At 62.8% G+C, this 26,671-nt stretch carries 29 protein-coding genes; 14 read left to right on the top strand and 15 right to left on the bottom strand.

Annotation, left to right across the window (positions count from 1 at the left end):
• Nucleotide 1 precedes the first annotated feature (1 nt).
• Nucleotides 2-820 (top strand): metallophosphoesterase, encoded by an 819-nt coding sequence (locus tag OX460_RS16200; RefSeq protein ID WP_289899255.1) that lies wholly within the window; start codon nucleotides 2-4, stop codon nucleotides 818-820.
• 139 nt (nucleotides 821-959) lie between these two features.
• Here OX460_RS16200 and cls read toward each other — a convergent pair whose 3' ends face one another.
• Complete coding sequence (gene cls / locus OX460_RS16195) at nucleotides 960-2,351, bottom strand: cardiolipin synthase (RefSeq protein ID WP_289899254.1); 1,392 nt, start codon at nucleotides 2,349-2,351, stop codon at nucleotides 960-962.
• Nucleotides 2,348-4,459 carry a site-specific recombinase gene (locus OX460_RS16190; RefSeq protein ID WP_289899253.1) on the bottom strand — a complete coding sequence of 704 codons (2,112 nt, stop codon included), beginning with the start codon at nucleotides 4,457-4,459 and terminating at the stop codon, nucleotides 2,348-2,350. The genes cls and OX460_RS16190 overlap by 4 nt, the downstream gene beginning before the upstream one ends.
• A 366-nt stretch (nucleotides 4,460-4,825) precedes the next feature.
• Here OX460_RS16190 and OX460_RS16185 point away from each other — a divergent pair, with 366 nt between their 5' ends.
• Nucleotides 4,826-5,887, top strand: coding sequence for a porin (locus tag OX460_RS16185; RefSeq protein WP_289899252.1), 1,062 nt, complete (start codon nucleotides 4,826-4,828; stop codon nucleotides 5,885-5,887).
• Here the strand turns inward: OX460_RS16185 and OX460_RS16180 are convergent.
• The 3 genes from OX460_RS16180 to OX460_RS16170 all read right to left on the bottom strand — a co-directional run bounded on the left by OX460_RS16180 (nucleotide 5,875) and on the right by OX460_RS16170 (nucleotide 8,426).
• Nucleotides 5,875-6,453 carry a DUF3617 domain-containing protein gene (locus OX460_RS16180; RefSeq protein WP_289899251.1) on the bottom strand — a complete coding sequence of 193 codons (579 nt, stop codon included), beginning with the start codon at nucleotides 6,451-6,453 and terminating at the stop codon, nucleotides 5,875-5,877. The two genes, OX460_RS16185 and OX460_RS16180, sit on opposite strands and share 13 nt — an antisense overlap.
• 67 nt (nucleotides 6,454-6,520) lie before the next feature.
• Nucleotides 6,521-8,068 carry a TerC family protein gene (locus OX460_RS16175; RefSeq protein ID WP_251350785.1) on the bottom strand — a complete coding sequence of 516 codons (1,548 nt, stop codon included), beginning with the start codon at nucleotides 8,066-8,068 and terminating at the stop codon, nucleotides 6,521-6,523.
• Between the two features lie 82 nt (nucleotides 8,069-8,150).
• Nucleotides 8,151-8,426: a hypothetical protein gene (locus OX460_RS16170; protein WP_289899250.1), complete on the bottom strand. Its 276-nt coding sequence runs from the start codon at nucleotides 8,424-8,426 to the stop codon at nucleotides 8,151-8,153.
• Between the two features lie 282 nt (nucleotides 8,427-8,708).
• On the opposite strand from OX460_RS16170, the gene OX460_RS16165 reads away from it, so the two are divergent.
• The gene (locus OX460_RS16165) at nucleotides 8,709-11,552 is read left to right on the top strand and encodes a pitrilysin family protein (protein ID WP_289899249.1); all 2,844 of its coding nucleotides are present in this window, start codon (nucleotides 8,709-8,711) and stop codon (nucleotides 11,550-11,552) included.
• A 201-nt stretch (nucleotides 11,553-11,753) separates the two neighbouring features.
• Here the strand turns inward: OX460_RS16165 and OX460_RS16160 are convergent, their stop codons facing one another.
• The 4 genes from OX460_RS16160 to OX460_RS16145 all read right to left on the bottom strand — a co-directional run bounded on the left by OX460_RS16160 (nucleotide 11,754) and on the right by OX460_RS16145 (nucleotide 13,997).
• Nucleotides 11,754-12,440: an OmpA family protein gene (locus OX460_RS16160; RefSeq protein ID WP_233516313.1), complete on the bottom strand. Its 687-nt coding sequence runs from the start codon at nucleotides 12,438-12,440 to the stop codon at nucleotides 11,754-11,756.
• A gap of 166 nt (nucleotides 12,441-12,606) precedes the next feature.
• A complete protein-coding gene (locus OX460_RS16155; RefSeq protein ID WP_010396376.1) occupies nucleotides 12,607-12,753 on the bottom strand; it encodes a lmo0937 family membrane protein in 147 nt (48 codons plus the stop codon).
• A 183-nt stretch (nucleotides 12,754-12,936) separates the two neighbouring features.
• Nucleotides 12,937-13,179, bottom strand: a complete 243-nt coding sequence (locus OX460_RS16150) for a hypothetical protein (RefSeq protein WP_099664894.1) — start codon at nucleotides 13,177-13,179, stop codon at nucleotides 12,937-12,939.
• A 164-nt stretch (nucleotides 13,180-13,343) separates the two neighbouring features.
• Nucleotides 13,344-13,997 (bottom strand): glycine zipper 2TM domain-containing protein, encoded by a 654-nt coding sequence (locus OX460_RS16145; protein ID WP_289899248.1) that lies wholly within the window; start codon nucleotides 13,995-13,997, stop codon nucleotides 13,344-13,346.
• 186 nt (nucleotides 13,998-14,183) lie between these two features.
• On the opposite strand from OX460_RS16145, the gene OX460_RS16140 reads away from it, so the two are divergent.
• The gene (locus OX460_RS16140) at nucleotides 14,184-14,960 is read left to right on the top strand and encodes a Crp/Fnr family transcriptional regulator (RefSeq protein ID WP_099664892.1); all 777 of its coding nucleotides are present in this window, start codon (nucleotides 14,184-14,186) and stop codon (nucleotides 14,958-14,960) included.
• A gap of 95 nt (nucleotides 14,961-15,055) precedes the next feature.
• Here the strand turns inward: OX460_RS16140 and OX460_RS16135 are convergent, their stop codons facing one another.
• Together OX460_RS16135 and OX460_RS16130 are read right to left on the bottom strand one after the other, a co-directional pair.
• Nucleotides 15,056-15,274: a glycine zipper 2TM domain-containing protein gene (locus tag OX460_RS16135; protein ID WP_010396384.1), complete on the bottom strand. Its 219-nt coding sequence runs from the start codon at nucleotides 15,272-15,274 to the stop codon at nucleotides 15,056-15,058.
• 177 nt (nucleotides 15,275-15,451) lie between these two features.
• Entirely contained in the window at nucleotides 15,452-17,488 is a 2,037-nt protein-coding gene (locus OX460_RS16130; protein ID WP_289899247.1) for an AsmA family protein, read from the bottom strand.
• Between the two features lie 253 nt (nucleotides 17,489-17,741).
• On the opposite strand from OX460_RS16130, the gene OX460_RS16125 reads away from it, so the two are divergent.
• The 7 genes from OX460_RS16125 to OX460_RS16095 all read left to right on the top strand — a co-directional run bounded on the left by OX460_RS16125 (nucleotide 17,742) and on the right by OX460_RS16095 (nucleotide 22,110).
• The gene (locus OX460_RS16125; protein ID WP_099664890.1) at nucleotides 17,742-18,146 is read left to right on the top strand and encodes a DUF4398 domain-containing protein; all 405 of its coding nucleotides are present in this window, start codon (nucleotides 17,742-17,744) and stop codon (nucleotides 18,144-18,146) included.
• Nucleotides 18,147-18,171: 25 nt separating this feature from the next.
• Entirely contained in the window at nucleotides 18,172-19,071 is a 900-nt protein-coding gene (locus OX460_RS16120) for an OmpA family protein (protein WP_099664889.1), read from the top strand.
• Between the two features lie 87 nt (nucleotides 19,072-19,158).
• Entirely contained in the window at nucleotides 19,159-19,695 is a 537-nt protein-coding gene (locus OX460_RS16115) for a ferritin-like domain-containing protein (RefSeq protein WP_070224913.1), read from the top strand.
• A gap of 58 nt (nucleotides 19,696-19,753) precedes the next feature.
• Nucleotides 19,754-20,056, top strand: a complete 303-nt coding sequence (locus tag OX460_RS16110; protein ID WP_035826246.1) for a DUF883 family protein — start codon at nucleotides 19,754-19,756, stop codon at nucleotides 20,054-20,056.
• 18 nt (nucleotides 20,057-20,074) lie between these two features.
• Nucleotides 20,075-20,461, top strand: coding sequence for a phage holin family protein (locus tag OX460_RS16105; RefSeq protein WP_034758936.1), 387 nt, complete (start codon nucleotides 20,075-20,077; stop codon nucleotides 20,459-20,461).
• 21 nt (nucleotides 20,462-20,482) lie between these two features.
• Entirely contained in the window at nucleotides 20,483-20,821 is a 339-nt protein-coding gene (locus tag OX460_RS16100) for a hypothetical protein (RefSeq protein ID WP_035826249.1), read from the top strand.
• Nucleotides 20,822-20,955: 134 nt separating this feature from the next.
• Nucleotides 20,956-22,110, top strand: a complete 1,155-nt coding sequence (locus OX460_RS16095) for a patatin-like phospholipase family protein (RefSeq protein WP_289899246.1) — start codon at nucleotides 20,956-20,958, stop codon at nucleotides 22,108-22,110.
• Nucleotides 22,111-22,138: 28 nt separating this feature from the next.
• On the opposite strand, the gene OX460_RS16090 is transcribed toward OX460_RS16095, so the two are convergent.
• Genes OX460_RS16090 through OX460_RS16080 form a run of 3 tightly spaced genes read right to left on the bottom strand, consistent with a single transcriptional unit; the run spans nucleotide 22,139 to nucleotide 23,150 of the window.
• Nucleotides 22,139-22,441 (bottom strand): hypothetical protein, encoded by a 303-nt coding sequence (locus OX460_RS16090; RefSeq protein ID WP_289899245.1) that lies wholly within the window; start codon nucleotides 22,439-22,441, stop codon nucleotides 22,139-22,141.
• Between the two features lie 44 nt (nucleotides 22,442-22,485).
• Nucleotides 22,486-22,638 (bottom strand): DUF3309 family protein, encoded by a 153-nt coding sequence (locus tag OX460_RS16085; RefSeq protein ID WP_010396415.1) that lies wholly within the window; start codon nucleotides 22,636-22,638, stop codon nucleotides 22,486-22,488.
• A 59-nt stretch (nucleotides 22,639-22,697) separates the two neighbouring features.
• A complete protein-coding gene (locus OX460_RS16080; RefSeq protein WP_077401560.1) occupies nucleotides 22,698-23,150 on the bottom strand; it encodes a glycine zipper 2TM domain-containing protein in 453 nt (150 codons plus the stop codon).
• Nucleotides 23,151-23,415: 265 nt separating this feature from the next.
• On the opposite strand from OX460_RS16080, the gene OX460_RS16075 reads away from it, so the two are divergent.
• The 3 genes from OX460_RS16075 (at nucleotide 23,416) to OX460_RS16065 (ending at nucleotide 25,633) form a co-directional block, all read left to right on the top strand.
• Complete coding sequence (locus OX460_RS16075; protein WP_099664885.1) at nucleotides 23,416-23,970, top strand: hypothetical protein; 555 nt, start codon at nucleotides 23,416-23,418, stop codon at nucleotides 23,968-23,970.
• A gap of 82 nt (nucleotides 23,971-24,052) precedes the next feature.
• Entirely contained in the window at nucleotides 24,053-24,364 is a 312-nt protein-coding gene (locus tag OX460_RS16070) for a BON domain-containing protein (RefSeq protein WP_046682432.1), read from the top strand.
• A gap of 177 nt (nucleotides 24,365-24,541) precedes the next feature.
• A complete protein-coding gene (locus OX460_RS16065) occupies nucleotides 24,542-25,633 on the top strand; it encodes an AI-2E family transporter (RefSeq protein ID WP_034786322.1) in 1,092 nt (363 codons plus the stop codon).
• A 60-nt stretch (nucleotides 25,634-25,693) separates the two neighbouring features.
• On the opposite strand, the gene OX460_RS16060 is transcribed toward OX460_RS16065, so the two are convergent.
• Nucleotides 25,694-26,641 (bottom strand): YihY/virulence factor BrkB family protein, encoded by a 948-nt coding sequence (locus OX460_RS16060; RefSeq protein WP_099664884.1) that lies wholly within the window; start codon nucleotides 26,639-26,641, stop codon nucleotides 25,694-25,696.
• Nucleotides 26,642-26,671 lie beyond the last annotated feature (30 nt).

Here is a 26,671-nt window from a genome sequence, read left to right as displayed (position 1 = left end):
CATGCGTACCATCGTGCATTTGTCCGACTTGCATTTTGGCAAGGTCGACACGGACTTGCTGGCGCCCTTGCGCGCGCTCGTCGAACGGCTGGAGCCGGACGTGGTGGTGGTGTCGGGCGATTTGACGCAACGGGCCCGCAGCGCCCAGTTCCAGCAAGCGCGGCAGTTTCTCGACAGCTTGCCGGGGCCGCAGATCGTGGTGCCGGGCAACCATGACGTGCCGCTCTACAACGTCTTTTCCCGCTTCCTGACGCCGCTGGTGAAATACCGGCGCCATGTGACGGACGATTTGTCGCCCGAATATGTGGACGAGGAAATCGCCGTGCTGGGCATCAATACGGCCCGCTCGCTGACCTTCAAGGATGGCCGCATCAGCCACGAGCAGATCGATTTCCTGCGCGAACGCCTGGGCCGCTTGCCGCCCGGTTTGACGCGCATCATCGTCACGCATCATCCATTTGACTTGCCCGAGCACTTCGACGACGATGACCTGGTCGACCGTGCGCCGCTGGCGCTGCAAATGTTTTCCGAATGCGGCGTGGATCTATTGCTGGCCGGGCACTTGCACGCGAGCGTGGCGGGCAACACGGCCGAGCGCTACAAGATCGCCGGCTACGCTGCCCTGATGGTGCAGGCGGGCACGGCTACGTCCACGCGGGGCAGGGGCGAATCGAACTCCTTCAACGTGCTGCGCGTGGAAAACAGTTGTATCCGCGTCGAGCGCTACAGCTGGAATGACGACGGCGCCGACTTTGAAAAAGTCAGCACGGAAGCGTTCGCGCGCCAGGGCGGCGTGTGGACCAGCTTGCGGCCGCTGTAGCCAGAATTAATGGGGTAGGCGGCAACCGGCATCAGGAGTGGCCGGCAAAATGGCCAGGGCTAGGCGCGTTGCCGAAGACAGTACGAATAGTACGGCGAGGCAATGCAACAACGCCCTGGACTTTTTGATGGCTACTCCGCTACAGCCAGTAATTCATGAAGCGCGCCGCCCACTCCTTCATGCGGTCGGCAATCGGCCGCGTTTCCCATTTCGCCCTGGTGATCTCTTCCGAGTCGCGCAAGTCTTCCTGGAAGGCGTTTTCCATTTCGCGGCCGAAGCTGTCGCCCAGCACGATCACGTTCAGTTCGCTGTTATGCAGGAAGCTGCGCATGTCGATGTTGGTCGAGCCGACCGTCGACCAGGCGCCGTCGATGACGGCCGTCTTGGCGTGCAGCACGGCCAGTTTCAAGTGGAAGATGCGGATGCCGCCGGCCAGCAGTTGGTCGTACAGCGCGTGTCCCGCATGGAACACGAGGCCGCTGTCGGACACGCCGGGCAGCACCACCGTGACGTCCACGCCCCGTTTCGCGGCGGCCACCAGCGCGTCGACCGTCTGCTGGTCGGGCACGAAATAGGCGGACGTGATGTGGATGGTTTTTTTTGCTTCCTGGATGGCCAGGATATACGCCTTGTAGATCTCGAAGCCGCCGTCCGGCTCGCTGGCCACCACGCGCACCAGCTTGTCGCCCACTTCCGACAGGGTAGGGAAATAATTCGCGTCCGGCAAATCGGCCTGGTCTTGCTGGGCCCAGGTGCGGATGAACAGCCACTGGAAGGCGGCCACGGCCGGGCCTTCCACTTTCACGTGGGTATCGCGCCAGCCCACGTCGCTCTTGTCGGCGGACTTGTTCTTGGAGCGGAACAGCGAGCTTTTTGCATAGGTGTCGCTGATGTTGACGCCGCCCGTAAATGCCGTCTTGCCGTCGACGATCAGCACCTTGCGGTGGTCGCGGTTGTTGATCTTCCAGTCGTCGCCCTTGAGCTTGGCGGGATTGACGGGGTTGAAAGCCACCAGGTGCACGCCGGCCGCGCGCATGCGCTCGAAGAACGCCTGCGGCACGCCGAGGGTGCCCACGCTGTCGTAGATGACGTTGACCGTCACGCCCGATTGCTGCTTTTCGATGAGCATGTCGGCAAACTTCAGGCCCAGCGGGTCCTGGTCGAAGATATACGTTTCCAGATTGATGCTGTTCTTCGCTTCGCTGATGGCCTGGAACATGGCTTCCATCGTTTGCGGGCCGTCAAACAGCAGGGTCACCTTGTTGCCCTTGATCAAAGGCACGCCCGTGGCCGCCTCTTCCAGCGCGGCCTGGGCTTTCAAGTCCATGCCGGACTTCGCCCAGCGCTTGTTGAGCAGGGCGGCGCGGCTGTTGACGTTCAGCACGGCGCCCTTGCCCGTGATGACCTTGGGCTTGGCCACCGGTTCCAGCGTGGTGTTGAGATTCTTGACGTTGGGCAGCGAGGCGCATGCAGCCAGGGTCCAGCACAGCAGTAGGGCGGTGAGGCAGGGTTGCATGCGCCTGGCGGTCATTTTTGAGCCTTGGTCGTGGGTGACAGATTTGCCGTATCATCGGCCAGTGCCAAAGGTGGCGGGTTTTTCGAGCCGAAGAAGAAGACGATGGGCGAGCGCAGGAAGCGCTTGCCCAGAATCTTCAGCAATTGCATGCCGTGCTTGAAGCGCACCTGGCGCGAACGCAGGGCCACCCACAGGGCCAGGCCGAAGCTCACCAGCAGGTTGGCCGTGCCGATGGCGAAGATGCCCGACAGCGACTTGACAGCCAGTTGCCAGCTCATGTTGTGGTCCAGGCCCACCAGCGCCGTGGCGAAGTTGGCGGCCGAGAAGGTGATGTGGCGGATATCGATCGGCAAGCCGATCAGGAAACCCAGGGTGCCGATGGAACCGAGCAGGATACCGAAATAGAAGTTACCCATCAGGCCGCCCAGGTTGTTTTCCAGGTACAAACCCAGCCGCTGCAGGCGTTCCTGGCCGATGACGCGGCCCAGGCCGCGCAATTGCGCGATGCGCTGCGCCCAGCGCGTGTACAGGGCCTGGTTGTCGTAGTAGCCGGAAATCAGGCCGGCGACGAACAGGCACACGCCGGCGATCATGGCGTAAAAGATGGCGGGGCTGCCGATGGGGTCGATATCGTGCAGCAAGCGCATGGCCTTCTCGGGCGTCACCAGGTTGTGCCCGGTAATCGCCTTGTAGCCGAGCGCGATCAGCCACGCCGTGGGGATGGCCGTGGCCAGGTTGCCCAGCACGGCCATGTTTTGCGTGCGAAACACTTTATTGATCAATTCCGCCATGCTGTCGAGGTCGATATTCCTCCCATCCTTGCTGTGCAGGCCGGCGGCGATGCGCGACGCCGTCATGGCCGGCTGCTTGGTGGCCACCGTGAAATGCAGCAAGTGGATGAACATGAAGCCGATCGAGTAATTCATGCTGAACATGAACGCTTCGACCAGCGGCGCCGAGCGCAGGTAGGACATCAATATCTTGAACAGGGCCATGAAGCCGATGATCACGCCCGCGCCCGCGGACGAGAGGAACATGGCGCCCATTTCGCGGCGGTTTTCCGCGATGTAATGCTCGCCCGTGCGGCTGGCGTTTTCCGTCACATTGCGCGCCAGCAAGTTGATATTGTCGGAAAACAGGTCGCTGACCTTGTATTTGTTGTTGTGCGCCTGGATCAGTTCCAGCGCCAGCCCGACGGCGCCCGCGCGGCGGCGGCTGACGGGTTGCGGGTGCAGCAAGTCTTGCGTGGCGTCCACCGTGATGGCGGCGATGTCCACGTTGTTCGAGGCCGGCAATTCGCCGCTCGTGTCGACGAGGAACAGCAGCTTGCGCAGGCGCTCGATGCTTTGCGCCAGCGCCACCAATAAATACGTAAGGGGAATGCTGGTGCCCTGGTACAGCGCCTTCTTGCGGATCTTGGCGATGACGGCGTCGCACTGGTCCAGCATCACCAGCAAATGGCGCGCATCCTCGATGTGCTCGAGATCGCCGTGCAGCAGATTCGTGTAGGCGTCCAGGTAGGCGTTCACTTCCGTGTTCTGCACCATGAACGGCGACTGGAACACTTCAATTTCGCTATGGAAACGCGTCAATTCCGGTTCCAGGCCCATGGCGCAGACGCGGTAGGACAGGGTGCGGATGGCGTCGAGCATGCCTGGCAGCATGATATTGCCATCGCCGACGGCCAGTTCGATCTCGTCGCTGGTGAGCACGTCGAACAGTTCCAGCCAGTCCGTGGCGGGCACGTTGCTGATCCACAAATAATCGGTCTTCAGGTACAGCACCTGGTCGAGCGCGTCGTTCAGGTATTCGTCGCCGAGGGCGGGCGGCAGCATGCGGTAGGCGATGCGGCGTTTCAATTCCGTGAAAAAGCCGCTGTTCGACAGCACGCCGATATCGGTGTACAGGCTGGCGTGGCGGCGCGCGGCCAGCACGCGCAGCACGTACTCGTGCAGGGCGCGCGCTTGCGCGGGGTTACCTTTGAGAAGCTGGCGCAGGGTGCGCACGTTGGCAATCGCGGTAGCGCTGTCGTGGGGGCGCTTGGGACGCAGTGAGTTGAATAGTTCCACCAGCAAGTCGATATTGCTGGAGTTGGGGTCAATGCGTTCGAGGATAGCTAGCATGCAGAAAAAACGGGCGAGCCGCTGTCGGTAAAACCAGTAGTGTACCGCCTGCGTCAATTCTCGCAACGTTCGCCACCGAACATTGCTTTACGGCAGGGCCTGCATTTAACGCCATTTTGCCGCTAGTGCCTGAATCATGCTCACTCTTGCGTGTTGTCAGTACGCGACGCGGTTTCATGGCCTAAGCTGAAGTTTCTGTTGTACAACGCACGGATGGCTGGACAAAAAGCGAGGATAAGGTAACACTGAGATCAGACACACAGCGCATGTCCTGATCAATACCGGGAAGTTTCAATTCACGTTACCGAGATATTTATCATGCAGACCTCGTATTTTGCGCTTGCTGTGATAGGGATGGGGCCGTGGATGCTTTTTGCACCGGCCCAGGCTGCCGATGGCGCAGGCAGTGCCGCATCCACTAACGTTGCCGTGTACGGCGTGCTTGACGCGGGCATCGTGGCCGAGCGGGGCTGCGCCGCCAATTGCGCCAACACCAGGGTGTCCGGCGGCGTCGCGTCCGGCTCGCGCCTGGGCGTGCAGGGCCGCGAAGCGCTGGGCAATGACGTGTCCGCCGTATTTACCCTGGAAGCGGGCGTGCAGAACGACACGGGCCAGTCGGAAGAGGGCCGTTTGTTCGGCCGCCAGGCCTACGTGGGCCTCGACAGCCGCCTGGGCGCGCTGACCCTGGGGCGCCAGTACAACCCGCACTACCTGGCCCTGACCGACGTGGCCGACCCGTTCAAGGGCGGCATGGCCGGCAGCGCGAGCAATCTGGCCGGCTACAGCGTGAAACGCTACGACAATACCGTCAAGTACGTGACGCCCGCCTTGCGCGGCGTGACTGCCAGTGCCATCTACAGCTTTGGCGAGTCGCCGTACAGCAATGCCAGCAACCGCGCGTATGGCGCCACCCTCGGCTATTCGGCCGGCGCCGTGAATGTGAGCGTATCGCACCAGCGCAAGAATAACCTCATCCTCGCTTCCGGTACCTTGCCCGCCATCGACATGTCGGCCCGCAATACCCTGATCGCGGCGAATGTCGACTTGAAAGTGGCCACCGTCTTTGCCGCCGTGGGCGTGAACAAGGGCTATGGCAGCTCGCCGTGGGACCCGAACAACGCCTACAGCACGCTGGCCCTGTCGATGTCGTCGTCGGACAGCCGCGACACCTTGCTGGGCGTGTCCGTGCCCGTGGGCGGCTTCAAGCTGCTGGCGTCCTGGGTGCGCAAGGATGACCGCGACCTGGCCAACCGCGACGCCAGCCAGATGGCCGTCGGCCTCACGTATTCCCTGTCAAAGCGCAGCGATTTCTACGCGTCCTACGCGAAGATCCACAACAAGAACGGCGCCCGCTACACGGTGGGCAATGCCAGCGACAGCGGCCGCGGTGATGCTGCCTTCAACCTGGGCTTCCGTCACGGCTTTTGAGCTGCCGTCGTGGCCGGGGCAGGGCAGCTGGCGCCCAGCCACTTGCCGCTGCTCGTCACGTTCACCTGTTCCGGCGCGCCGCGCGCGCTGGTCGTCACGGCCAGCTGCATGCTGAAAGCCTGGTCGCCCGTGAACATGACCTTGCCTTCGCCGCTCGATTTCGGGTTGGCGCAAGTGAACGATACCTGCATGCCGCCCGCGATGTCCGTATTCTTCGACTTGCAATCGCCGGGCTGGCCCGTGGGAATCTGCTTGCGCGCCGCCATGTCCGGCGTCACGCACGCCGTCACGCGCACGGCGCCGTCGGCGCCCACCGTGGGCATGGCCATGCCGCGGCTGGCCGCCATGCTTTCCAGCTGCTTGCGTTGATCGGGAGGAAGGTTGCCCAGTTGTTGCAGCACCATGGACATGGCGTTGTCGGTGGCGGCGTCCGGCGACGCCATCTTGCTGTCGACTTGCCACAGGCCCGGCTTGATGGTGGGCGATGGCGAGGCGGCTTGGGCGCCGGCGTGGCTGCCTAAGGCGGCGCAAGCCAGCAGGGTCAGGCGTAGCAGGGATTTTTTCATCGTGGGGTCTCCGGTATGGGCAGACCCCAGCATACGGCATGGCAAGCGGGGCACGCTTGCCATTGTGTTACAAACTGTGATCGGGCTCGATGCGGCGCACGTCCACGCAGGCGATGCGGCGCTCGTCGGCCTCGATGATTTCATAGCGTAAATCATCGAGTTCCAGCACTTCGCCCACGGCCGGCATGTTCTCGAAATGCGCCAGCAGGAAGCCGGCCAGCGAGTTGTATTCGCCATCTTCGCTGACCAGGGTTTCCGTCTCGAACACTTGCTCCAGGTAATGCAGGTCCGTCGCGCCATCGATGCGCCAGTGGCCGGGGCCCAGCACTTCCACGTCCGGCTGCTCGTCCTCGTCGGGGAATTCGCCGGCGATGGCTTCCAGGATGTCGATGGGCGTGAGCACGCCCTGCACGGTGCCGAACTCGTCGACCACCAGCACCAGCTGGCCGCGCGAGCGCTTTAACGTTTCCATGGCTTTCAGCACGCCGGCCGCTTCCGGCACGACGACGGCTTCGCGCATGCTGTCCGGGTCGATCTTGCCGCGCGAGACCAGGTCCTCGATCAGGTCCTTGCTGCGCGCGATGCCGACCACGTTGTCCAGGTCGTCATTGCAGACAGGAATCATGCTGTGCGGCGTTTCGCGCAGCAATTGCAGCATCTTTTCGCTGCTGTCGTTCAGGTTGACCCACGACACGTCGCCGCGCGGCGTCATGACGGAGCGGATCGAGCGTTCGGCCAGGGTCAGCACGCCGCTGACCATGTTGCGCTCTTCCACGCCGAAGGCGGAAACGTCGGGCAGTTCCTTGACTTCGTGCTCTTCCACGGCTTCGCGGCCCTTGCGTCCGCCCAGCAGGCTCAACACGGCTTGCGCCGTGCGGTCGCGCAGCGGGGCGTTCGACTGCAGCTTGAGGAAGTTGCGGCGTGCCAGCTGATTGAAGAATTCGATGACAATCGAGAAACCGATAGCGGCGTACAAATACCCTTTCGGAATGTGGAAGCCCAGGCCTTCTGCCACCAGCGACAGGCCGATCATCAGCAGGAAGCTCAGGCACAGCACGACGACGGTGGGGTGGGCGTTGACGAAGCGCGTCAGCACTTTCGACGCCAGCATCATGACGACGATGGAAATGACGACGGCCGCCATCATCACGTACAGGTTTTCCACCATGCCGACGGCCGTGATGACGGCGTCGAGCGAAAAGACGGCGTCGAGCACGACGATCTGCGCCACCACGAGGCCGAAGCCGGCGTAGACTTTCGGGCCCGTCTGGGCGTGCGTGACCCCTTCGAGGCGCTCGTGCAGCTCGCTGGTGGCCTTGAACAGCAGGAACAGGCCGCCGACGAGCAGGATCAGGTCGCGTCCCGAAAATGAGAATGTCAGTATGGAAAACAATGGCGTGGTCAGGGTGACCAGCCAGGAAATCAGCGAGAGCAGGCCCAGGCGCATGACAAGGGCCAGGGTCAGGCCCAGCACCCTGGCCTTGTCGCGCTGGTGCGGCGGCAATTTCTCGGCCAGGATGGCGATGAAAATCAGGTTGTCGATCCCCAGTACGATTTCCAGTACGACCAGCGTCAGCAGGCCGACCCAGATTGTCGGGTCAAATAACCATTCCATGTGTATAACCTTGTAAAGTCGATCAGTGTAAAGCGTGCCTGGTGGCTAAAGCCCCGGGCGCGTGGGTGCTGCATGCATGTCTTCAGAGGCGGACGCGCGGCGGCCGGGTGGCCAGCCGCACGTCCGCTTCGGCAAGTGCGCCCGGTCCCGCTTGCCAAATGATGGCGCAAAACGGCGCCCCCTGGCGCGAGCTCGGGTACAGCGTGATGGGGTCGTTGTCGCATTCTTCAGTATCGCAGCTGTCGCCAGGCAGGCCCGCATGGAGGCTGGCGTCGGCACAATCGATGCCGAAGGCGGGCGTGGCGGCAGCGCCGGCCGCGATTGCATGCTGGAATGGGGAAGGACTGGCGTAGGCCATGCTGGCGAACGCCTGGGGTAACGCGATGAAAACAAAAAGGCAGAGCAGGACGAGAGCTCGTCTCATATACAGGCAGATAGTTCTGGAACTAGGGAGTATAACACGGGCACATAACAGCTCGATGACAGGACTTGCGTAAGTGATAAGTATGCCGTAAATTGCGAGAGCAATGATTTCCCTGGGCGGCGAAGACGCAGCGCGGGTCCATGGCAATTCTTGCGTTTGCATTCCATGGCGCCGCTTGTGCGCTTGTCTAAAACGTAGTGTTACCAGGACTCTGCCTTGAAACCCATTACCGCCCTCCTGCTTGCCGCCGGCATCCTCTCGCCTTCGTTCATCCTTGCCGCCACCCCGGTGGAAGCGGCGCCGACCCAGAAAGCCGGCAAGGCTGCGCCCAGCCGCGCCGCCGTCAAAGTCACGTCCGTCGAAGGCATCACGGAATACCGCCTGGCCAACGGCTTGCGCGTGCTGCTGTTCCCCGACGCCAGCAAGCCCACTTTGACCACCAACATCGTCTACCTGGTCGGTTCGCGCCATGAAAACTATGGCGAAACGGGCATGGCCCACTTGCTCGAGCACTTGCTGTTCAAGCCCAGCGCCAATTTCGGCGTCAAGAAGGGCACGAAAACCCCGGTCGAGATCCTGAACTCGACGGGCGCCCAGTTCAACGGCACCACCTGGTACGACCGCACCAATTACTACGCCACCTTCCCCGCCAACGACGACAACCTGCGCCAGATGCTGGCCATGGAAGCGGACCGCATGGTGAACGCGGCCATCGACCAGAACGACCTGTGGAATCCGAAGACGCAGAAGGGCGAAATGACCGTCGTGCGCAACGAGTTCGAAATGGGCGAGAGCGACCCGATCGGCGTGACGAGCGAACGCATCCAGGCCGTCGCCTATGACTGGCACAACTATGGCAAGTCGACCATCGGCGCCCGTTCCGACATCGAGCAGGTGAATATTCCCCGCCTGCGCGCGTTTTACCATAAATATTATCAGCCGGATAACGCCGTGCTGATGGTGGCGGGCCGCTTCGACGAAGCCAAGGTCTTGAAGCAGATCAATGAGCTGTTCGGCAAGATCCCGAAACCGACGCGCGTGATCGAACCGACCTACACGGCCGAACCCGTGCAGGATGGCGAGCGCGCCGTGACGGTGCGCCGCAGCGGCGGCACGCAGTTCGTCGGCGCCGGCTACCACGTGGCGCCGTCCGGCAACCCGGACGCCGTCGCCATCGAGGTGCTGGGCCACGTGCTGACGGACGCGCCGGCCGGCCGCCTGCACAAGGCGCTGGTGGAAACCAAGCTGGCCAGCAAGATCGAATACAACTCCGTGAGCAACCTGGAGCCCGGTTACAACCTGTTCGGCGCGCTGGTGCCCGTCGATGGCAACCTTGATGCGGCGCAAGCTGCCATGCTGAAGGTGCTGGAAGACTTGAAATCGCAGCCGGTCACGGACGCGGAAGTGGCGCGCGTGAAACAGCAGCTGAACAAGCAGATCGAACTGGCCACCTCGAACACGGCGAGCCTGACGATCGCCCTGACGGAATCGCTGGCGGCCGGCGACTGGCGTTTGTTCTTCCTGCAGCGCGACCAGCTCGACAAGCTGACGACGGCGCAAGTGCAGGCGGCGGCCGAGAAATACCTGAAGAGCTCGAACCGCACCCTGGGCCGCTTCATCCCGACCGATGCGCCGGACCGCACCGTCGTGCCGGCCTACGCCGACGTGGCGCCGCAACTGGCCGGTTACACGGGCCGCGCCGTCGTGGCGCAGGGCGAGGCGTTCGACCCCAGCCCCGACAATATCGAAGCGCGCACCACGCGCTTCACCTTGCCGAACGGCTTGAAGGGCGCCTTGCTGCCGAAGAAAACCAAGGGCAGCACCGTCAGCGTCGTGTTGAAATTGCGGATCGGCAGCGAAGAGAGCTTGCGCGGCAAGGGGCAAGTGGGCAGCTACACGGCGAATCTGTTGTCGCGCGGCACGGATAAACTGTCGCGCCAGGAAGTGAAGGACAAGTTCGACCAGCTGGGCATGCAGGTCGCCATCACGGGCGGCGCCGAGGGCGTCACCGCCATGCTGACAGGCAAGCGCGAAAACTTGCCGGCTGCCATGGACTTGCTGGCGCAAGTACTGCAAAAGCCGGCCTTGAACGAGACGGAATTCCTGGAATTGCAGCGCGAGCGCGTCGGCCGCGCGGAGCAGGAACTGCCTGAACCGCAACCGCTGGCCGTGAACGCCTTCCGCCGCCTGCTCGACGCCACGCCGGAAGGCCATGTGCGCCACGTGGCCACCTTGCCGGCCGAACTGGCGCAATGGAAAGCCATCCAGGTGGCCGACGTGAAAGCCTTCCATGGCGCCTACTATGGCGCGTCGAACGCGACTTTCGCTGCCGTGGGTGACTTCGACCCGGCCGCGCTGAAGGCGCAAGTGGCCAGCCTGTACGGCAGTTGGAAGGCGCAGCAGCCGTATGTGCGCATTCTTGACGCCGTCAAGCCCGTCAGCGGCGAGAAAGTCACATTGGAAACGCCGGACAAGGCGAACAGCGTGCTGTTCGCCATCCAGCCTATCCCCCTCAAGGATGACGCCGCCAGCTATCCCGCCTTGCTGATCGCCAATCACATGCTCGGCGGCGGCGCCTTGCGCAGCCGCCTGGCCGACCGCATCCGCCAGAAGGAAGGCCTGTCGTACGGCGTCGGCTCGCAAGTGAGCATTCCGTCGCGCGAACCGGCCGGTTACTGGATGGCGTATGCCATCAGCGCGCCGCAAAACACGGTCAAGGTGGAAGCGGCCCTGCGCGAGGAAATCGCCAAGGTGCTGGCCGACGGTTTCACGCAAGACGAATTGACGGAAGCGAAAAAGGGCTGGCTGCAATCGGAAGAAGTGGAGCGCACGCAGGATGCGGGCCTGGCGCGCGAACTGGCCGGCTACCTGGCGCAAGACCGCACCATGGCGTACAACAAGGACCTGGAAGCCAAAGTGGCCGCCTTGACCCTGGCGCAAGTGAACCAGGGCTTGCGCGACTACCTGAAACCTTCGGCCGTGTCGATCGTGACGGCGGGCGACTTCGCCAAGGTGGCGAAAGAGGGTGAAAGCGGCGCCAAGGCAACGACGTCGAAATAAGCTGTTTTAGATGGAAAAAACCCGCTGGCAGGTGACCTTGCCAGCGGGTTTTTTTACGATCTTGATTTTGATGTCAACATCCCGACACCGAACAAAACCGTAGCGAGCGGAGGGGAGAGGTGGCCGAGAAGCGCAACCGTACTTTAGTACGGTGAGCATCGCAAGCCGCCTATACCGACGCGCAGTAGGTTTGGTTCGGTGTTACCCCCGCGGGGCTAGCTCTGCTACGTAGATTTCGACACGGCGATTGCGTGCGCGTCCCGAGGCATCCGCATTCGAGGCGATCGGCTCGCGGGCGCCGCGGCCTTCCGTGACGACGCGGGTCGGCGAGACGCCGCGCATGGACAGGTAGTCGCGCGTGTGGGCCGCGCGTTCCACCGACAGCGGTTCATTGATGGAATCGCTGCCCGTGCTGTCCGTATGGCCGATGATGCTGACCGTCGTGTTCGGGTTTTCATTCAGGGTGGCGGCGAAGCGGTCGAGAATCGGGCGGAAGTTGCCCTTGATGTCGGCGCGGTTGGTGTCGAAGGAAATGTCGCTTGGAATTTCCATTTTCAGGCGGTTATCGGCCGTTTGCGACACTTGCACACCAGTACCCTGTGTCGCCTGTTCCATCGCGCGCTTCTGGTTTTCCATGCGGTTCGACCAGATATTGCCGACCACGGCGCCAGCTGCCGCACCCAGCAGGGCGCCGCCGGCCGTGCGGCCGCTGCTGCCGCCACCGGTGGTGCCGCCGATCAAGGCGCCCAGGCCCGCGCCGATGCCGGCGCCCGTGGCCGTGCCACGTTGCGTCGAGGACATGTCCGCGCAGCCGGTGGCGGCCAATGCGATCACCAGCATGCCGATCAGGGATTTGGCGCCAGGGCCTTTTTTGAATGTTTCTTTCATGGATTTTCTCCTTGTTTTGTTATGGGGACATACCCAGGACTACCCGTACACGTTACTGCAAAACGACGCCGCTTGCCAGTGCGCGCACATCGTGCGAAAAATACGGCAAAAGGCGGCGCCCGTTTGCACGCGCGCCGCTCTTGTCAGACCCGGCTAAGGGCCTGGGCTATAAACCGCGCCCGCTGATCAGGCGCAGCAGCACCATGATCACGGCGACCACCAGCAGGATGTGAATGAAGCCGCCAATGGTATAGGAAGTTACCAGGCCCAGCAGCCAAAGAATGATGAGTACGACGGCGATTGTATACAGCATGATGTGTCCTCCGAGAGTAATGTGTGGATGACGGCGACTGCCGTGGCCTTGCAGGCGCTGGCGCGTGGCGCCGTCATCGGTTCTTGTCATTGCGCGGCGACCGGGTCGCTGAACGCTGATGCCATGACTAAGTGTCTACTTTGTTTCCCTTGCGTTCTGTACGCTGTCGTACACAAGGCTCAACTATCGGGGGCGGTCCGCGTGTTCATCGGCCATGCCCGGCACCCACGCCAGCATGCCGGCCATGCCGACTGCGCCCGCCAGGCAGCTGACCATGCCGCCCGTGAGCAGCAGCATGACGCCGAATACGGGGCTGCCCGCCGGCGGCGCCAGGTCCAGTGCGCAGAAGCCCAGTGCGGTGGCCAGCAAGCCGCCGCCAATAAAGCCCAGCCAGATCCTGTTGCTGCCTGTCTTGTCGTCTTCCATGGCGTCTCCTTTGACATTCCGTTGAACTTTCCTGAATGCATCATCTCGCGGGACTGCAAGCTCATCTGTACGCCAGCGAACATTGCCAAAAAGAAAACGCCCGGACAAGCCGGGCGTGTGTTTAATTTGCAACTAATTGCGGCAGCGGCGCCGCCGCGGTTCGCTTAGCCCATGGCGCGCAAGCCGCCGTTGACGACGCGCACGCGGTCGCCCTGGCGCCAGTTCGGCGCGGCGCTCTGGTGCACGGTGCGCGTCTTGCCGTTATCGAGGCGCACGACGATGTTGTAGCTGCGCGTGGCGCGCACGCTGCCTTCGATCTGGTTGCCGGCCACGGCGCCGCCGACGGCGCCCAGCACGGTGGCCAATTGCCTGCCGTGGCCGCCGCCCACCTGGTTGCCCAGCAAGCCGCCGACGACGGCGCCGCCGGCCGCACCCACGCCGCTGCCTTCGGCGCGCGTATTGACTTCATGGATGGCTTCGATCACGCCGCAATTGGCGCACACCTGCGGCGCCGGGGCGGCCGCGTATTGCGGCTGCGGCTGGCGCACGGGTTGCGGCTGTGGTTGCTGCTGCTGCTGCTGCTGCGGTGGCAGGGCGGCCAGCGGCAAGGCGCCGGCAGGCTGCAGGTTCGCTGGCGGCTGGTTCGCCTGCAGATTGGCCATCTGCTCGGCCGAGGTACTGGCCGCCAGCGGCTGGGTGTCGCCCTGGGAAGAAGGCAGCCAGCCCATCAGGGCAGCCGTGCCCACGCCGCAAAACAGCAGGACGGCGACGGCGGCGGCAAGCACCAGCGGATGGAGGGATTTGGTGGTGGTAGTCATGGAAGGCTCCTTGGTTTTTTTAAAATAGTAAAAAGGGTAGTGCGTGTTCTGCGTGTTATGTGCGTCTGTTGCCAGTGTGCTGTGCCGCTTGCTCCGCTTCCGTGCGTCACCGTACATACAGGGCCGGTACTGCACCGTAGGCTAGGTAAAAATTATGTCGAGTTGTAACGACACCGAGGAAAAGCAATGCCACCAACGACTGCCAGCATGACCCTGCCCCGCGATGCAGGCCGATCCGGCCTGGGTTCGCCCGTGGGTGCGCCAGACGCCGGCAACCGCTTGCTGGCCAGCCTGCCCGAGCACGACTTGCGGCACCTGACGGCGCTGTTCGATACCGTCACGGTCGAGGTGGGCGAGGTGCTGTACGAACCGGGCCAGCCTATCGGCCACATCTATTTCCCCGGCGATTGCCTGATCTCGCTGCTGGCCGTGGCGGAAGGGCGGATGACCCTGGAAGTGGGCTCCGTCGGCCGCGAAGGCGTGCTGGGCGCGTCCGTCGCGCTCGGTCATGACCTGGCGCAAGTACGTGCCGTGGTGCAACGTTCCGGTACGGCCAGCCGCATCGCGCGCGCGGAGTTCTGCGCCGAGTTCGCCCAGCTCGAATCCCTGCAGCGTTTGCTGTACCGCTACACGGACACCTTGCTGGCGCAAGCCATCCAGATTGCCGTGTGCAGCCGCTTCCACGTGCTCGAGGCGCGCCTGGCCCGTTCGCTGCTGATCACGCGCGACCGCCTGCAGTCGGAAAAATTTCACCTTACGCATGAATTTCTTGCCCACACCCTGGGCGTGCGGCGGGTCGGCGTGACCAAGGCGGCCAGCGCGCTGCAACAGCAAAAACTCATCACCTACAGCCGCGGCAATATCGAGATCCTCGATTCGGCGGGCCTGGAAGCCGTTTCCTGCCGCTGCTACGAGCTGGTCAAGGATAGCGGCGCCATCGGCATGGCCAACGTCTTCGTCTAATTTCCTCAGAATAACTTTTCAATTTCGTCAACGGAAGCCGGACGCAAAAAAGCGGGGCGGGGCCTGGGCACCCACCCCGCTTTTTTGATCAACGATTACTTCGGCTTGACCTGGTTGCCGATCACGCCGCCGACGGCGGCGCCGCCGACTGCGCCGACAGCGCTGCCGCCCGTCAGCACGGAGCCGGCAACGGCGCCGATGCCGGCGCCGATGGCCGTATTCTTATCCTGGCCGGACATGTTGGCGCAAGCCGTCAGGCTCAGCAGCAGGGCGGCAACGGAAGTGGTGGCGGCGATTTTTTTAATGATTTGCATGATAGTTCTCCTATGAATTCGGACCTCGTGGCGCCGGCATGGTATGGGCCGGTGGGACTTCGTATCGCCACGTCTTGGGTGTTTCAGGCACGATCACAGAATAGATTTGCGGCAAGGCAGGGTCTGTTCGGCAACGCACATAGGGGTGTAACAATTGTAAAAGCACACACGCCGCGCTTAACGTGCCTTGCGCACGGGCTTGCCCGGCTTGGGCGCCACCGGTTTCACGCGCGCCTGGGCCAGCAAGGCTGCGCATTCGCTATCCTCGACGGGGCCGGTGTTGACCAGCGGCAGCAGCGCCGCCACGGGCGCCACCACGGCCAGCGCCAGCGCGCCGCCGGCGCGCAGGGCCAGCACGCCCTTGTCGACGCTCACGTCGGGCTTGCTGAAAGTGCCATGCACATACAGGGGCGAGCGCAGCGAAAAGATGCGCAAGCCCTTGCTGTCCGGCCGCAGGGTGAGGTCCAGCCGTTCATCGGCCAGGTTCACCGTGCCATCGATATGCAGGATGGCGTCATCCGTGTCGACGATGAACTGGCGCGTGCGCATCAGCCCCTTGGTGACGGCGAAGTCGGCCGCCATGCAGTTCAGCTTGACCTGCTTGTCGCCTGCCAGCTTGGCCAGCACGATACTGCCGATATTCAAGCCCATTTCTTCCAGTAACAGCTTGCTGATGCTGCCCCGGTTGATCAGCGCGCGCACTTCGCCGTTCGAGCTGCCCAGCAGGGTGGCGACGGAATTGCCCGTGGCCGACAGCGACGCATCGCCATTGATTTCGCCCACGCTCGCTTGCAGGGCCGGCAGGCGGGGGAACAGTTGCTGGATGTGCAGATGGCGGGCGCTGGCCTTGAGTTCGGCCGCGATGCCGTTGGCGATGACCTTGCCGCTGCCGTCGAGCTTGATCTGCGACGTCAGGGTGCCGCCCGCCACGTTGAAGTTGAGCGGCGTCAAGGACAGCACGCCGTCCGTCAGCACGACATGCGTGTCGAGCTTGCTGATCGGCAACTCGGCATCGCGCGTGATCTTCTCGGCCGTGTAGCGCACGTCGGCGTCCAGGCTGGTCCAGCGCTCCGTCTTGAAGGTTTCCACCGGCAAGACCCGGCCGGCCGGCTGCGTCGATGGCACGCCCCGTTCCTTCTTGCTGGCGCTGGAATCGGCGCCAACCAGCGGACCCAGGTCGGAAAATTGCAGCAGGCGCGAGTGGACTTCACCCGTCAGGCGCTTGCGCGGCGTGCTGGCGGAAAAGGCCAGCTTGCCGCTGATGTCGCTCGATCCCACCTTGCCGCTGAACTGGTCGTACACCCATTCGCCGCCGCGCGGCGCCAGGGTGCCCGTCAAATGGCCTTCCGTGCTGAAGTGCGGCGTTTCCGGCAGCAGCACGCCCGTCAATGGATACAGGCGCGCCATGCTGGGTCCGGATAGCTTCAGGCGCACGTCGAGCGCGGCCAAGTCCGTCGGGCGGGTCAGGGTGCCTTCGATGGCCACGCTGCTGCCGCTGGCGCGCATGTCGGCCTGGATGGGGAAGGGCGTGCCTTGCCGCTGCAGCGACAGCACGCCGCCCGCCTTGCCGCCGCCCTTGACGGTTTCGCCGCGGTAGGTGCCGGACAGTGTCCACGCGATGCCGTAGCGCGCATCGTCCGCGATGGTGTCGACATCGGCGCGCATCGCCGTCTTGCTGACGCCATCGTCCAGGGTCACGGTGCCCTTGCTGAAGACCACGCTTTGCAATTCCAGCTGCCATGGCGATGGCTGGTCCTGCTTGTCGAAGGTCCAGTTGTTCTTGCCATCCTTGCTGCGCAGCAAGCGCACTTGCGGCGTGTCGAAGCGCAATTGCGGGATGATGATTTTCTTGTCCAGCAGGGCCAGCGGATTGAGCGAGAACGCCAGCTGGCTCACGGTGGCCAGTTGCCCCTTCTCACCCGTGTCCGCCATGGCGCTCGGGTTGCCCAGGCGCACGTCCTTTGCCTGCAGGTGCGGCCAGGGCAGATAGTCGCGCCAGGTTTTTTGCCCCGCGGTGGTTGGCTGCTGCCACGTCAGCGCCAGGTCGCCCTCGATGGCAAACGGCCGCCCCAGCGCATCGCTGGCGCGCGCATTGAGCCAGGGCTTGGCGCGGTTCCAATCCATGTTCAGCAGGACGACGGCGGCCGTGACGGGCAGGGCGATCAGCACGGCGGTACTGGCGAGGGCGATTTTTTGACGGCGGGAGAGCGGCATGAGCTGATTCTTTCTGGACAAGTAGTCACGATGCTACAGGAATCGCTCCAAAGCCGGGCCTGTTTCAGGTTTTGCTGGCGGACACGTGCGCTGGCGCACGTTGCCCATGCAAGTATTGTCGATTTCCTACCCTATGTGCGGCACCGAACGGATATGCGGGGATGCGGGGCCTATAACGTCATACATCAAACGCAGTTCCTGATTCGTTCCATGTATGACTTATATCGTTACCTCACTCTCCAGGAGAAGAAAAATGACAAACCGAGATTCCATCAAAACCCCCTTGACCGCCCTGGCTGCCTGCATCAGCGCCGTCGTCCTGATGACGGGCTGTTCCAGCCTGAAAACGCCCGCCACGGCCGATGTCGCCGTGTCGCGCGCCGCCGTCGATAACGCCGCCAGCGCCGGCGCCGCCGACCTGGCTCCCGATGAAATGCGTTCGGCCCGCGAAAAAATGCGCATGGCTAACCAGGCCTTGAAAGACCGCGACTACAAGACGGCGCGCGACCTGGCCGACCAGGCGCAAGCGGACGCCAAGCTGGCGCAAAGCAAGGCCAACTCGGCCAAGGCGACATCGGCCGCCGATGAAATCAACGAGAACATCCGCGTCATGCGCGAAGAGCTCGACCGTGCCAATCAGCAAGCCCCAAAACAATAAGCAATAACAATAACAGGACCCCATCATGAAAAAAGCTACCTACACCACCATTCCCGGCCTGCTGGCCATGGCCGCCCTGGTTGCCGCCTGCAGCTCCGCACCGACCACCACCAGCCTGCTCGACCAGACGCGCGGCGATTACATGGCGGCGCAATCGAATCCGATCGTGTCGACCTATGCGCCACGCGAATTCCGCGAAGCGAGCGCGGCCCTGGAAGCGGCAAATGCGGCCGCCACGCGCCAGGAAGATAGCGAAAAAGTCGACAAGCTGGCCTACCTGGCCAAGCAAAAGATAGCCACGGCGCAAGAAGTTGCCAAGCAAAAGGCAGCGGAAGCCGATATCGCCAACGCCGGCAAGCAGCGCGACCAGTTGCGCCTCGATGCGCGCACGCAGCAGGCTGACCAGGCCACGGCCCGCGCCCAGTCGGCGCAAGCGGATGCGGAAGCGGCCAAGGCCCAGGCGCAAGCGGCCGAAGCATCGGCCCGCGATGCGCAAGCGCGCGCCGCCGGTCTGGAAGCGCAGCTGGCCGACCTGGCCGCCAAGAAAACCGAGCGCGGCATGGTCATTACCCTGGGCGACGTGCTGTTCGGCACGGACAAGGCGAACCTGACGGCCGATGGCGCGAATACGGCGCGCAAGCTGGCCGACGTGCTGAAAAACAACCCGCAGCGCACCGTGCTGATCGAAGGCTTCACGGATAGCACCGGCGGTTCCGCGCACAACCTGGAATTGTCGCAACGCCGCGCCGAGTCCGTGCGCAATGCGCTGCTGGAGCAAGGCATCAGCCGCGACCGCATCGCCACGAAAGGCTATGGCGCCGCTTACCCGGCCGCCGGCAACGATACGGCGGCAAACCGCCAGCTGAATCGCCGGGTGGAAATCGTCCTGTCTGAGGACAACACGGCCATTCCCGCCCGCCGTTAAGCCGCGCTGACTGGCGCGGCAATAAAAAGGCAGCACCGGCCGCTACCTGGCCGGTGGATACCCATGCAAGACTTGAAAGGAAACATCATGACCCAAACATCTGTTGAGATTCCAGCTGGCATCGATACGGCCGCCATCCGCGCCGCCGCGAAAAACCTGGACGACGGCGCCGTGACGGCCGGCTACCAGGGCGACCGCCAGGAGTTGATCACCCTGTTGAATGGGGCGCTGGCCACCGAACTGGTGTGTATTGCGCGCTATAAACGCCATTACTACACCGTGAGCGGACGCGACAACGGCACCATCAAGGCCGAGTTCCTGGAACATGCGCAGCAGGAGCAGGAACACGCCGACTGGCTGGCCGAGCGCATCGTGCAATTGAATGGCAAGCCAGATTTTAATCCTGCAACATTGCTTGCGCGTAGCCATGCCGAGTATGATGACTCCGAAGACGTGCAAAGCATGGTGCGTGCCAATCTGATCGCGGAACGGGTGGCGATCGAGTCGTATCGCCAGATGATCGTGAAAATCGGCGACAAAGACCCGACCACACGCCATTTGTTGATCAAAATCATGGCTGTCGAGGAAGAGCACGCCGATGATATGCGCGATCTAATGGAATAGTGTTTTTGAGTAAAGTAGGTATAGTAACTACATTCATCCACAGCTAAGGAGCTAAACCATGTTGGAAAACAATATCACCACCGTCAATAACGATGTCAAAACCCTGGTCAAGGATGCCCAGGCCCTGTTCAGCGCCGCTGCCGCCCTGACCGGCGAAAAAGCCGACGAAGTGCGCGTCAAGGGCATGAAAACCCTGGATGCCGCGCTGGCCAAGGCACATGAAGCGCAAGCGTCGGCCATCGTTGCCACCAAGCAGATGGCTGCCCAGGCAGACGGTTATGTCAAGGAAAACCCATGGCGCACCGTGGCCGTCGCCGCTGGCGTCGGCGTGCTGGTTGGCTTCATCCTGGGCCGCAAGTAATCCACTGTCAGGAGCGATATGGACAAGTCTGCTTCGTCTCACCAGGGGCCGGGATTGATCGGCTCGGTCGCCGGCCTGGCCAAAAACGCCGTCGGACTGATGTTGTCGCGGCTGGAACTGGCCACCATCGAACTGTCGGAAGTGCGCAATCACATGCTGCAACTGATTGTCATTTTCGCGTTGGCGACCGTGGCGGGCTTGTTTGCCATCGCTTACGGCAGCGTGCTGATCGTCTTCCTGGCCTGGGATAGCCTGGGCTGGAAGATCCTGGCGATCATGACGGTCGTGTTCGTACTGCTGGCGATCGCCCTGGTCATGTATGCGCGCGCCATGTTGCGTCAAGGAAAGCTGTCCATGCCGGCCACCATGGCGGAATTGAAGGCCGACCGCGACATGCTGATGTAAGCGGCCTTACGAGGAGAATTCATGTCGGAAAACGACAAACTGGCGGCGCAAGCCGCCCGCAAGCGCCTGCTGATCGCCCAGGGTGAAATGTACCGCGTGGGCATCGTGCATGCGCGCGCCAACGTGGGCTACGCATTGCGTCCCGAATCGATGCTGCAGGGCGTGGTCGAAACGGCCGTCGGCTTTGCCGGCCACCGCGTCGAATCCCTGCTGGCGCCGGGCGGCATGCGTTTGCAAGGCGCCATGCCTTACGTGCTGACGGCGCTGTCCTTTATCGGACGCAAGAAGCTGGTCAAGCCGGCCCTGGTCCTCGTGGCCGTTGCCGCCGTTGCCGCCAGCTGGCTGCGCCGCAAGCGCTGAACGCCAGCCGTGTTGCACAGGAACGCCGTCATCGACGGCGTTTTTTTTGCCCGTACCCAACGTCCGGCACGTGCAGGCGCAATCCCTTACAATGATTCACGCCGCACCCGCGCGGCGGACAGAGGGCCATCTCGATGACGAATTCAAAGACACCGATCAATCAGTTAAATCCCTCGCGCCTGCGCATCGTGCTGGTGCTGCAAGGCGGCGGCGCACTGGGCGCCTACCAGGCTGGCGTCTACCACGCGCTGCACGAACATGGCCTGGCGCCCGACTGGGTGGTGGGCACCTCGATCGGCGCCATCAATGCCGCCATTCTTGCCGGCAACAAGCACGAAGACCGGCTCGTGCGCTTGAAACAGTTCTGGCAGCGCGTGGCGCACCACGACAGCATCGACATGAACCTGGTATCGGACCAGCAGCGCCGCTCGAACATCTGGCTGGCCACGCTCGATACGGTGCTGCGGGGCGTGCCCGGCTTCTTCAAGCCGCGTTCGTTCAGCATGTTTCCGGCAGGAATCGCCGTCAAGCCGGAAGAGGCCAGCTTCTATGACACCAGCGAACTGGCCGGCACCCTCGAGGATCTGGTCGATTTCGATTACCTGAACCAGCCCGGCGGCATGCGCCTGACGGTCAACGCCCTGCGCGTCAAATGCGGCAGCCTCACCAGTTTCGACAGCCAGCAGCAACCCCTGACGGCGGACCATATCCGCGCCAGCGGCGCCTTGCCGCCCGGCTTTGCCGGCGTGCGCGTCGATGGCGACTTATATTGGGATGGCGGCCTGTATTCGAACACGCCGCTGGAGACCGTGCTCGACGACACGCCCCACGTCGACACCCTCGTCTTCATGGTGGACCTGTGGAGCTCGGAAGGACCGGAACCGACCACCCTCGACGAAGTGCAGACGCGGCAAAAGGATGTCACCTTCGCGTCGCGCTCGAAGCGGCATATCGCCGATTATGTCAATACGCATACCTTGCAGCGCAAATTGCGCGAACTGTATGCCGGGCTGCCAGATACCAAGCACAACCGCCAGCAGACGGAAGAGCTGGTCGCGCTGGGCTGCGACAGCACCATGCACATCGTGCGCCTGCCGTACGCGGGGCGCGACTGGCACATGGCGGCCAAGGACATCAATTTTTCCAAGGGCTCCATCGAGTGGCGCTGGGAGCAGGGCTACCAGGATGGCTTGCGCGCGATCAAGGCGGCCGGCTGGCTCGCCTATGTCACGGAAGACACGCCGCTCGTGGTGCACGAACTGCCGCCCTACGAGCGCGACGCCGCCTGATCAGGCCGAGTCGCAAGAGTACGCTTCACTACTGCGGATGGGCCGCTTCGCGCAGTTTTTCCGCGTTCGCCATGTCTTGCCGGTAAGTGTCTTGCGCCTCCTTCAGGCAGGTGGCGCGCGCCGCGGACGGTTCCGAGCGGCAGGCTTTCTTGGCTTCGGCCAGGGCGGCGGCGATTTCCTTGCGCAGGGTGCGCAGCTGGGCTTGCGCCGTGCTGTCTTCCTGGTACCAGCGTTGCGGGTCGCCCGGCTGCGGCGCGGCTGTCTGGGCCAGTGCCAGCGGCGCCAGGCTGCAGGCGAACAGGGTGGCCAACAGTGTGTTGTGGATAGTCATGATATTTCCTCCTTGAAATAAAAAAGGCGCCGTAGCGCCTTTTTTTACAACCTGCCCGTCAGTAATAGCAGGATCAGTATCACTACGACGAGGCCGGCGATGCCGCTGGGGCCGTAACCCCAGTTGCGGCTGTGCGGCCAGGTAGGCAGGACGCCGACCAGGGCCAGGATCAAGATGATCAGAATGATGGTGCCCATGGTATCTCCTAGTTGGTGCATGGTCCGGCGCAGGCTTGCGGGCAAGCCCGGCCAGGGGATTAATAGCGGTAGACGCGGCCGTCAACGATGCGCACGCGATTGCCAGGGCGCAAGTCATTCGCGTTGTCCTGCACCACGGTGCGGTATTCGCCGTTATCGAGGCGCACGCTGATCTGGTAGCCCTGCGCTTGCTGCCTGCGGCCTTCCACCTGGTTGCCCACGACGCCGCCGGCGACGGCGCCCGCTACGGTGGCGGCCGTGCGTCCGCCGCCCGAGCCGATGGTGTTGCCCAGCAGGGCGCCCGCGATGCCGCCCACGACGGCGCCGGCGCCGCTGGTCTGTCCGCCGCCCTGCACGAGCTGGATGGAATCGACGGTGCCGTACATGGCGGACTCAGGCTGGTTGGCTGGATAGTATGGTTGTTGTGACTGGTAAGAAGGGCCGGTGGCGCAACCGCTCAGTACGGCGGTGGCGGCGAGCATCAGTGCAGCCATGGTGGCGTTGGTTTTCATTTTATTCTCCTGACGAGGTGAGGGTGTAGTGCCATCTTAGTCATGCCCCCGTCCCCGGTCTGTACGCTGCCGCACGTACTTATTTCATGTCGAAATGGTATTTTTTACCATGGCGATCCCGCAAAACGTTGTTATTTCTCCCTGTCTGCCTCCCTCTTTCAAAATAAATTACTTGTGTACGGCAGCGTACAGAAGAGAGGCGGCGATCCACGTAAAACGGTAGTCATGCCAAGCAGACATGCTTGCTACCACCAGGGAGAAATACATGAACAAGAATAAGCTTTTCACCGCCATCGTCGTCAGCCTGGCGTGCGCCGCCTGGGGCGGCCAGGCAGCGGCTGCCACGCCGGAAGCGAAAGCAGCGTACAAGGCGGCCAACGAGCAGGCGGGCTTGAATTACAAGCTGGCGCATGCGGAATGCGAAAAAATCACGGGCAACCCGAAGGATGTCTGCATCGCCGAAGCGAAGGCCGTGCGCGCCTACGATGAAGCCGTGGCCCAGGCGCAATACACGAATACCCTGCGTGCCTACACCAAGGCGCGCATCAAGATTGCCGATGCCAATTACGACGTCGACCTGGCGCGCTGCAATGCGCTGACGGGCAACGACAAGGATGTCTGCGTCAAGCTGGCCAAGTCCACCAAGGTGGCGGCCCTGGCTGACGCCAAGGCGGACAAGAAAGTGATCGAAGCGCGCAGCGATGCGCGCGAAGCAAAAAGAAAAGCCGAGTACAAGGTCGCGACAGAAAAATGCGATGCATTAGCCGGCGCAGCCAAGGATGACTGTATCAAGGCTGCAAAAACCCAGTTCGGTTACTGAGCTCCCTCCGGCGCGCAGTCACCAGACTGGTATAAGAAGCTCATTGTGAGCACATTGATTGACCACTCCTAAGGAAACCACCATGAAATTCACTAAATCTATCGCTACTGGCCTTTTCGTCGCTTCCCTGTTCGCCGTTGCAGGCTGCGCTTCGACCCCAACCAAGGAAGGCACGGGCGAGTACATCGACGACGCGGCCATCACCACCAAGGTGAAAGCCAGCATCTTCAACGAGCCTACCCTGAAATCGACGGAAATCAACGTTGAAACCTTCAAGGGCGTGGTTCAGCTGAGCGGCTTCGTGGCCCAGCCGTCGGATGCCGCCAAAGCAGGCGAAGTCGCCCGTGGCGTCAAGGGCGTGAAGTCGGTGAAAAACGACATCCGCGTCAAGTAATGGCCTGACCTGCCGCAGCGGCCCGCCCCATGGCTGGCCCTGCGGCCCACCACCGACCGTCGCGGGAATCGCATGCATATCCAGCCTACAGATACCCCGCCCGAGCCGGTGGCGGCCGCCTCCACCGAGCCTGCCGGGCCACTTCCCGGCGCGCCCGTGGAGAATCCGGACGCATCCCTGCGTTTGCCGCTGCATGTCAATGCGCGCGGCATGGCGCTGGGCATCATCGCCACCGTCAGCTTCATTTATGCGCTGCAGTGGGCACAGAAATTCCTCATTCCCGTCATCTTCGGCATTTTCATTGCCTACACCCTCAATCCCGTCGTCGCCTGGCTGGAAAAGCTGCGCCTGCCGCGCGCCATCGCCGCCACGGCCGTGACGGCCCTGATCCTGTTCGGCTCCATCGTCGTCGTCGAGCGCGTGCAGGGCGAATTCGAATCCATCGTGGAAGAGTTGCCGGCCGCCACGCATAAACTGTCGCGTCTGATCGCCGCCAGTACGGGCGGCAAGAACAGCACCTTCCAGAAGATGCAGGCCGTGGCCAATGAAATCGAGCAAGTGGCCGCCGGCGCCGAAGCGCGCCGCAACAACCGCCGCGCTGCCGCGGCCGAGGCGCCCAACTTCAAGATCATGGACTGGGTCTGGGCCGGCTCGCTGGGCCTGGTGGGCTTCCTCAGCCAGGCCACCATGGTCATCTTCCTCGTGTTTTTCCTGCTGCTGTCGGGCGATACCTTCAAGCGCAAGCTCGTCAAGCTGACGGGGCCGTCGCTGAGCCGCAAGAAAGTCACCGTGCACATCCTGGAAGACATCAATACCTCGATCCAGAACTATATGTTCATGCTGCTCGTCACGAATGGCTTGCTGGCCGTCCTGATGTGGATCGCCCTGCGCGTGATTGGCCTGGAAAACGCGGGCGCCTGGGCCATCGTGGCCGGCTTGCTGCACATCATGCCGTATTTCGGCCCCTTGCTCATCACCATCGCCACGGGCCTGGTGGCCTTTTTGCAGTTCGAATCGCTGGAAATGGTCTTGCTGGTGACGGGCACGTCGATGGCCATCGCCACCCTGGTGGGCACCTTTGTCACCACCTGGATGACGGGGCGCATCGCCCGCATGAATCCCACGGCCGTGTTCATCAGCCTGCTGTTCTGGGGCTGGCTGTGGGGCGTCTGGGGCTTGCTGCTGGGCGTGCCCATCATCGTCATCGTGAAGGTCGTGGCCGAGCGCGTGCAGGGCATGGAAGTGGTGGCCGAGCTGCTGGGCGAATAGTTTGCGGTAGCTCAAGAAAAATGGCGCCCGCGGGCGCCGTTTTGAGTTGCCGCAGCCGGCTCAGGATTGGTGGCGTTTCAATATCTTGACTTGCACATCGCCATCGTCCGTCTTCGGCATATCCTTCATGCTGCCCAGCTGCAGGGCGAACTGGCGCGTGAATTCGGCGCCCAGGAAGAAGATTTGCGCCGAGTAATATACCCACAGCAGCAGGGCCACGAGCGAACCGGCCGCGCCATAGCTGCTGGCCACGCCGCTATTGCCGATATACACGCCAATTGCATATTTCCCCAAGGAAAACATGAAAGCCGTGCCCACGGCGCCGATCACCACGTCGCGCCAGGACAGGCGCACGCGTGGCAGCATTTTATAGATGACGGCAAACAGGCTGGCGATGACGGCAAAGCCGATCAGGTTCGACAGGATGGTAAACAGCACGGCCGTGTCTTTCCACACGCCTTCCCAGAAATTGGCGAGGATAGCCATGGCCGCATTGACCACCAGCGACACCATCAGCAGGAAGGCCAGCACCAGCACCAGGCCGAAGGACAGCAAGCGCGTGCGCAGCATGTCCCAGGCGCCCGCTTCCTTCAAGGGCGGCACTTGCCAGATTTCATCCAGGCTGGCTTTGAGCTCGGCAAACACGCTGGTGGCGCCGAACAGCAGCAGGGCGCTGGCGATGAGGGTGGCGATGCGGCCCTGCTCATGATTCTTCGCGCCAGCCAGCACCAGCTGGATGGCTTCGGCGCCCTGCGTGCCCAGCAAGCCCTGCAATTGCCCCATCAGCTCGCCGCGCGCGGCGGCCGGACCATAGAAAAAGCCGGCGATGGCGATCACCAGCACGAGGATAGGGGCGATGGAAAACAGGGTGTAATAGGCGAGGGCGGCGCCCTTGCTCGAGGCGCGGTGTTCCAGCCATTCGGTGACGGAACAGACGATGACGCTGCGCATCTGCTTGCTGAACGGCGCCAGGCCGGCCAGTCTGGGATAGCGGGGGGAAATATTCATGATGGCTTTCAATGCAAAAAAGGGGCGCGA

This window comes from Janthinobacterium sp. SUN033 (assembly GCF_030397595.1).
Classification (GTDB): domain Bacteria; phylum Pseudomonadota; class Gammaproteobacteria; order Burkholderiales; family Burkholderiaceae_D; genus Janthinobacterium; species Janthinobacterium kumbetense.
This window is presented reverse-complemented; position numbering and strand designations above follow the sequence as displayed.

Bases quoted from the DNA above. Each gene is read 5' to 3' on its own strand.
- OX460_RS16095 (WP_289899246.1), top strand. From the start codon at position 20,956: ATGACGAATTCAAAGACACCGATCAATCAGTTAAATCCCTCGCGCCTG.
- OX460_RS16075 (WP_099664885.1), top strand. From the start codon at position 23,416: ATGAACAAGAATAAGCTTTTCACCGCCATCGTCGTCAGCCTGGCGTGC.
- OX460_RS16105 (WP_034758936.1), top strand. From the start codon at position 20,075: ATGGACAAGTCTGCTTCGTCTCACCAGGGGCCGGGATTGATCGGCTCG.
- OX460_RS16125 (WP_099664890.1), top strand. From the start codon at position 17,742: ATGACAAACCGAGATTCCATCAAAACCCCCTTGACCGCCCTGGCTGCC.
- OX460_RS16145 (WP_289899248.1), bottom strand. From the start codon at position 13,997: ATGACTACCACCACCAAATCCCTCCATCCGCTGGTGCTTGCCGCCGCC.
- OX460_RS16180 (WP_289899251.1), bottom strand. From the start codon at position 6,453: ATGAAAAAATCCCTGCTACGCCTGACCCTGCTGGCTTGCGCCGCCTTA.
- OX460_RS16175 (WP_251350785.1), bottom strand. From the start codon at position 8,068: ATGGAATGGTTATTTGACCCGACAATCTGGGTCGGCCTGCTGACGCTG.
- OX460_RS16070 (WP_046682432.1), top strand. From the start codon at position 24,053: ATGAAATTCACTAAATCTATCGCTACTGGCCTTTTCGTCGCTTCCCTG.
- OX460_RS16150 (WP_099664894.1), bottom strand. From the start codon at position 13,179: ATGGAAGACGACAAGACAGGCAGCAACAGGATCTGGCTGGGCTTTATT.
- OX460_RS16115 (WP_070224913.1), top strand. From the start codon at position 19,159: ATGACCCAAACATCTGTTGAGATTCCAGCTGGCATCGATACGGCCGCC.
- OX460_RS16160 (WP_233516313.1), bottom strand. From the start codon at position 12,440: ATGAAAGAAACATTCAAAAAAGGCCCTGGCGCCAAATCCCTGATCGGC.
- OX460_RS16090 (WP_289899245.1), bottom strand. From the start codon at position 22,441: ATGACTATCCACAACACACTGTTGGCCACCCTGTTCGCCTGCAGCCTG.
- OX460_RS16185 (WP_289899252.1), top strand. From the start codon at position 4,826: ATGCTTTTTGCACCGGCCCAGGCTGCCGATGGCGCAGGCAGTGCCGCA.
- OX460_RS16155 (WP_010396376.1), bottom strand. From the start codon at position 12,753: ATGCTGTATACAATCGCCGTCGTACTCATCATTCTTTGGCTGCTGGGC.
- OX460_RS16120 (WP_099664889.1), top strand. From the start codon at position 18,172: ATGAAAAAAGCTACCTACACCACCATTCCCGGCCTGCTGGCCATGGCC.
- OX460_RS16060 (WP_099664884.1), bottom strand. From the start codon at position 26,641: ATGAATATTTCCCCCCGCTATCCCAGACTGGCCGGCCTGGCGCCGTTC.
- OX460_RS16080 (WP_077401560.1), bottom strand. From the start codon at position 23,150: ATGAAAACCAACGCCACCATGGCTGCACTGATGCTCGCCGCCACCGCC.
- OX460_RS16085 (WP_010396415.1), bottom strand. From the start codon at position 22,638: ATGGGCACCATCATTCTGATCATCTTGATCCTGGCCCTGGTCGGCGTC.
- OX460_RS16140 (WP_099664892.1), top strand. From the start codon at position 14,184: ATGCCACCAACGACTGCCAGCATGACCCTGCCCCGCGATGCAGGCCGA.
- OX460_RS16190 (WP_289899253.1), bottom strand. From the start codon at position 4,459: ATGCTAGCTATCCTCGAACGCATTGACCCCAACTCCAGCAATATCGAC.
- OX460_RS16200 (WP_289899255.1), top strand. From the start codon at position 2: ATGCGTACCATCGTGCATTTGTCCGACTTGCATTTTGGCAAGGTCGAC.
- OX460_RS16130 (WP_289899247.1), bottom strand. From the start codon at position 17,488: ATGCCGCTCTCCCGCCGTCAAAAAATCGCCCTCGCCAGTACCGCCGTG.
- cls (WP_289899254.1), bottom strand. From the start codon at position 2,351: ATGACCGCCAGGCGCATGCAACCCTGCCTCACCGCCCTACTGCTGTGC.
- OX460_RS16135 (WP_010396384.1), bottom strand. From the start codon at position 15,274: ATGCAAATCATTAAAAAAATCGCCGCCACCACTTCCGTTGCCGCCCTG.
- OX460_RS16170 (WP_289899250.1), bottom strand. From the start codon at position 8,426: ATGGCCTACGCCAGTCCTTCCCCATTCCAGCATGCAATCGCGGCCGGC.
- OX460_RS16110 (WP_035826246.1), top strand. From the start codon at position 19,754: ATGTTGGAAAACAATATCACCACCGTCAATAACGATGTCAAAACCCTG.
- OX460_RS16100 (WP_035826249.1), top strand. From the start codon at position 20,483: ATGTCGGAAAACGACAAACTGGCGGCGCAAGCCGCCCGCAAGCGCCTG.